Below are 5,654 nucleotides of genomic sequence, written 5' to 3' on the forward strand. Positions count from 1 at the left end.
TTATAAAAAAAGCTAGACCTGCCAATGCAAGTCTAGCTAGGAGATTATGAAAAAGTTTTAGGAGATAAATAGAGTATACAAATCTTTCCTAAACTAAACCTTAATGGGCCTAAGTTTTTTAGAATAATTTAGTAATAGTCTTCTCTTATCAGCTAAGTTGATGTGTTCGTTTCATAAAATCTTGTTGATCTGACGTTTGACCAGCCCTTCTTTTCCTTTGTTTGAGGTGAAAGCAAAGAGATGAAAAAGATCATCTATTTAGCCTCGTACCAGGTCTGGCCGTAAGATTCTTCTGCTAGAAGTGGTACCGTCATCTCAACGGCAGCTTCCATGACGTCTTTGACGAGTTTCTGGATAGCAGGAATCTCGTCTTCTGGTACCTCAAGGACGATTTCATCGTGCACTTGAAGGAGCATTTTGGTCTTGAAGTTTCCGTCTATCAAAGCTTTATCAAGGTTAATCATGGCAATTTTGAGAATGTCCGCAGCACTTCCTTGGATAGGAGAGTTGATAGCGGTACGCTCTGCGAAATGACGCACGTTGAAGTTGCGAGAAGTGATATCTGGCAATTCGCGGCGGCGTTTGAAGAGTGTCTCTACGTAGCCTTTATCCTTGGCTTCACGAACGACCGTATCCATGTAATTCTTGATACCTGGATAGCGTTCAAAATAAGTCTCAATGTATTCTTTAGCTAGTTTGCGTGGAATGCCCAAGTTGTTAGAAAGACCGAAGTCAGAGATACCATAAACGATACCGAAGTTAACTGCCTTGGCGTTGCGACGGTCATTGCTAGTGACCTCTTCTGGCTTCTCAATGCCAAAGACACGCATAGCCGTTGAGGTATGGATATCCGCACCGTGTTTAAAGGCGTCAATCAAGTGTTCATCACCTGAGATGTGGGCGAGAACGCGGAGCTCGATTTGAGAGTAGTCAGAGCTTAGGAGCACAGCCTTGTCAGTTGATGGTGTGAAGGCTTTACGGATTAGACGACCTTGCTCCAGACGGATAGGGATATTTTGCAAGTTAGGGTCTGTTGATGAGAGACGTCCAGTCTGCGTCAAGTCTTGGACATAGCGCGTGTGGATTTTACCATCGTCACGGATGTATTCTTGTAAACCAATCAAATAAGTGGATTGGAGTTTAGTGATTTGGCGGTATTCTAAAATCTTAGACACAATTGGTGAAATAGGAGCTAGACGCTCTAACACGTCAACGGCTGTTGAATAGCCAGTTTTGGTTTTCTTGGTGTATTCCAAAGGTAATCCCATGGTTTCAAAAAGAAGAACACCTAATTGTTTTGGTGAGTTGATGTTGAATTCTTGTCCGGCAATCTCATAGATTTCCTGGGAGAGTTTATCAATAGTCACTTGATTTTCCAGTGCCATTTCTGCTAGGGTACCGCCATTGACTTTGATACCGGCAATTTCCATTTTTGCCAAAACATTTGCCAGCGGTTGCTCCATATCAAAGAGAAGGTCGATTTGGTCATTTTCGTCAAGTTTAGCAAGCATTGGTTCCTTACTTTCGATGAGAACTTGAACTTTTTTAGCTAAATGACCTAAAAGCACCTCTTTTTCAGGGACGGCGCGTTTGGCTCCTTTACCATAAACAACCTCATCACTTTCCAAAGGCAGGACTGTGTACAATCGAGCGATGGTTGAGAGTTGGTTGTCCTCAACGGTTGATAGGAGGTACTTGGCTAAGCGACTGTCGAAACGAGGCGCTGGGATATCAATGCCGTGATGAGACAACAAGACTTTGACACGTTTAAAGTCAAAGGTTTGCATAGGTTTAGCTAGCGCTTCTTGGAAAGCTGGTTCTTGTAGCAAGTCAAGATTTGTGGAAGAGTATATGGCTTCCTTGGTTCCCCAAGCAAAACCGATAATCTCTTCAACATGATAGTTGTCATTGAGCATTTCAAAGTAGAAGAAGTCTTGGTCGCTGAAGTGTTTGTCAGTAACGGTGCTAACTTCTTCAAATGGAGTATCAAAGGTAGGCGTTTCAGCTTGGCCAACTAAAGCGTTTTTGAACTGGGTGAAGCCCATCTCATCGTAAAATTTAGCTAGCTCTTCAACCTTTGGCCCCATATAAACAGTATCTGACAAGTCGATAGTGATAGGTGCCTTGGTGTTGATCGTAGCCAGCGTTTTAGAAAGGAAAGCTAGCTCTTTATCCTTGATGAGATTTTCTTTCATCTTAGACTGCTTCATGCCATCAATATTGTTGTAAATCCCTTCGAGACTGCCATGCTCCAAAAGCAGTTTAAGTCCAGTTTTCTCACCAATTTTCGTCACTCCGGGGATATTATCAGATTTATCTCCCATGAGAGCTTTGAGATCGATAAATTGTTCAGGTGTGATTCCCATTTTTTCCATGAGGTAGGTTGGGGTAAATGCTTCGAACTCAGCGACACCTTTTTTTGAAATTTCAACTACCGTATTTTGGTCGGTCAGTTGAATCAAGTCCTTATCGCCAGAAACAATGGTAACGTCGAAGTCATCCAGTTCAGCCATTTTATCGAGTGTTCCGATGATGTCGTCGGCTTCATAATTGTCCAAATCATAAAAACGAATACCTCTGGCTGTCAGCATGTCACGGATGTATGGAAATTGCTCACGAAACTCGTCAGGAGTCTTGGCACGACCAGCCTTGTAGTCGGCGTACATCTCTGTACGGAAGGTTGTTTTGCCCGCATCAAAAGCCACCAAAACGTGAGTCGGTTGAACCCGCTCCATAAGGTGGTCTAGCATGAGGTGGAAGCCATAGATAGCGTTAGTGTGGAGACCACTAGCGTTTTTAAAGCGGTCAATCTGGTTATAGAGGGCGAAGAAAGCCCTAAAAGCAACGGAAGAACCGTCGATTAAAAGAAGTTTATTTTTCGCATTTGTCATGCTTCTATTATAGCAGAAAAGAACTGATAGAAATGAAAAAAGCACCTAAGTGGTGCTCCTTAACCTATTCGGAAAGAGGTAATTGAGAGTGTAAAAGCTCCCAGAGTATCGGTAAGAGTCTTAAAAGTCCCAATTGGCTTGTAGGAGTTGGCAAAGAAAATGACATCAACTTTAAGCACTTATTACAAAAAAGCAATCCGTGAGGAATTGCAAGTATAATAAAGGGCGACTAAAGATAATTGCTTAAAAGATTCTTCTAGAACAACCAAGGAGTTTGCCCCAAATTCGTCCGAAATTATTTCCAAACTTCTCCGAATTTAACCGAACAGAAAATCAAAAAAGCCCGTTAAATCGGGCTTTTCATTCGGTTAATTCCTGTTAAATCAGGTATTGAAAGGCGGTAGACGGATTTGAACCGACGATCAAGCTTTTGCAGAGCCGTGCCTTACCACTTGGCTATACCGCCATAACAGATTATATTCTACCGTAAAAGTCTTTTTGAGTCAAGTATAGAATTAGTTGCATTTTCATATGAATTTTGCTATCATATACTAGTTGCTTAGGCAATAAATACTCATTCTAGCACCATTGTGAGGCTGTTGCCCTTGTGGTGGTCTTGCAAGTTGACGGCTGGAAGAGGAAAAAACATTAAAGGAGAAACTACTCATGGCAGTAATTTCAATGAAACAACTTCTTGAGGCTGGTGTTCACTTTGGTCACCAAACTCGCCGCTGGAACCCTAAAATGGCTAAGTATATCTTTACTGAGCGTAACGGTATCCACGTTATCGACCTTCAACAAACTGTAAAATTGGCTGACCAAGCTTACGACTTTGTTCGTGATGCAGCAGCAAACGATGCAGTTATCTTGTTCGTTGGTACTAAAAAACAAGCAGCTGAAGCAGTAGCAGAAGAAGCTACTCGTGCAGGTCAATACTACATCAACCACCGTTGGTTGGGTGGAACTCTTACAAACTGGGATACTATCCAAAAACGTATCGCACGTTTGAAAGAAATCAAACGCATGGAAGAAGAAGGAACTTTCGAAGTGCTTCCTAAGAAAGAAGTTGCATTGTTGAACAAACAACGCGCACGTCTTGAAAAATTCTTGGGTGGTATCGAAGACATGCCGCGTATTCCAGATGTTATGTACATCGTTGACCCACACAAAGAGCAAATCGCTGTTAAAGAAGCTAAAAAACTTGGTATCCCAGTTGTGGCTATGGTTGATACAAATGCTGATCCAGATGAGATCGATGTTATCATCCCAGCAAACGACGATGCTATTCGCGCCGTTAAATTGATTACTTCTAAATTGGCTGATGCCGTTATCGAAGGTAATCAAGGCGAAGATGCTGGTGCTGACTTCCAAGAAGAAGCAAGTGCAGAATCAATCGAAGAAATCGTTGAAGTTGTAGAAGGTAAATAAGTTACTAAGAGCATTAAAAGGTGATAGAAGTTTAGGAGATTGGCAGCAAATCTTGATTTGTTAGGAAGATCATCTAAATTCCCAAATCTTTAGCTCGTGTACAATTAGTCCGTGTACCATTCAGCTCTACAGTTGAATAAAAGTACAAATCTAAAACTTGAACCAACCCAAGAGGGCAGAGCGTTCCTGCTCTGTCCTCTTGTTTTATAAAATAAAAGAGGAGATTTACTCATGGCAGAAATTACTGCAAAACTCGTTAAAGAATTGCGTGAAAAATCTGGTGCTGGTGTTATGGACGCTAAAAAAGCACTTGTTGAAACTGATGGCGATATCGACAAAGCGATTGAATTGCTTCGTGAAAAAGGTATGGCTAAAGCAGCTAAAAAAGCTGACCGTGTAGCTGCTGAAGGTTTGACTGGTGTTTATGTTGACGGTAACGTTGCAGCTGTTGTTGAAGTTAACGCTGAAACTGACTTTGTTGCTAAAAACGCTCAATTCGTTGAGTTGGTAAACGAAACTGCAAAAGCACTTGCAGCAGCTAAACCAGCTAACAACGAAGAAGCTGTTAAAGTTAAATTGGCTTCAGGTGAAACACTTGAAGAAGCATACGTTAACGCGACTGCTACAATCGGGGAAAAAATCTCATTCCGTCGTTTCGCAGTTATCGAAAAATCTGATGACCAAGCATTCGGAGCATACCAACACAACGGTGGACGTATCGGTGTTATCTCAGTTATCGAAGGTGGCGATGAAGCACTTGCTAAACAAATTTCAATGCACATCGCTGCAATGAATCCATCAGTTCTTTCATACACTGAGCTTGATGAGCAATTTGTAAAAGATGAATTGGCACAATTGAACCACGTTATCGATCAAGATAACGAATCACGTGCTATGGTTAACAAACCAGCTCTTCCACATCTTGCATATGGATCAAAAGCTCAATTGACTGATGAAGTGATTGCAAAAGCTGAGGAAGAAATCAAAGCTGAACTTGCAGCTGAAGGTAAACCAGAAAAAATCTGGGACAAAATCATCCCAGGTAAAATGGACCGCTTCATGCTTGACAACACTAAAGTTGACCAACAGTACACACTTCTTGCACAAGTTTACATCATGGACGACAGCAAAACTGTTGAGCAATACCTAGAATCAGTAAATGCTAAAGTTGTTGCATTTGCTCGCTTCGAAGTTGGCGAAGGTATCGAAAAAGCTTCAAACGACTTTGAAAATGAAGTTGCAGCTACAATGGCAGCAGCTCTTGGTAAATAATTGATTAGTTATTAATCTCAGACGCCTCTGTTTCTCTTTTAGGGAAACGGAGGTGTTTTTATG

3 protein-coding genes and 1 tRNA gene are annotated in these 5,654 nt (G+C 41.6%); 2 read left to right on the top strand and 2 right to left on the bottom strand.

Features of this window, described 5'->3' with window-relative positions:
* Positions 1-254: 254 nt before the first annotated feature.
* Positions 255-2,891 (bottom strand): DNA polymerase I, encoded by a 2,637-nt coding sequence (gene polA / locus ACMZ6U_RS08955; RefSeq protein ID WP_416108059.1) that lies wholly within the window; start codon positions 2,889-2,891, stop codon positions 255-257.
* A gap of 395 nt (positions 2,892-3,286) precedes the next feature.
* Positions 3,287-3,357, bottom strand: a tRNA-Cys gene (locus tag ACMZ6U_RS08960).
* A gap of 200 nt (positions 3,358-3,557) precedes the next feature.
* Between ACMZ6U_RS08960 and rpsB the strand changes: the two genes are divergently transcribed.
* Positions 3,558-4,319: a 30S ribosomal protein S2 gene (rpsB, locus tag ACMZ6U_RS08965; protein ID WP_416108061.1), complete on the top strand. Its 762-nt coding sequence runs from the start codon at positions 3,558-3,560 to the stop codon at positions 4,317-4,319.
* Positions 4,320-4,550: 231 nt separating this feature from the next.
* Positions 4,551-5,591, top strand: a complete 1,041-nt coding sequence (tsf, locus tag ACMZ6U_RS08970; RefSeq protein WP_115129564.1) for a translation elongation factor Ts — start codon at positions 4,551-4,553, stop codon at positions 5,589-5,591.
* The last annotated feature ends 63 nt before the right edge of the window (positions 5,592-5,654 follow it).

The organism is Streptococcus pluranimalium (assembly GCF_047785745.1).
Lineage (GTDB): Bacteria > Bacillota > Bacilli > Lactobacillales > Streptococcaceae > Streptococcus > Streptococcus pluranimalium_B.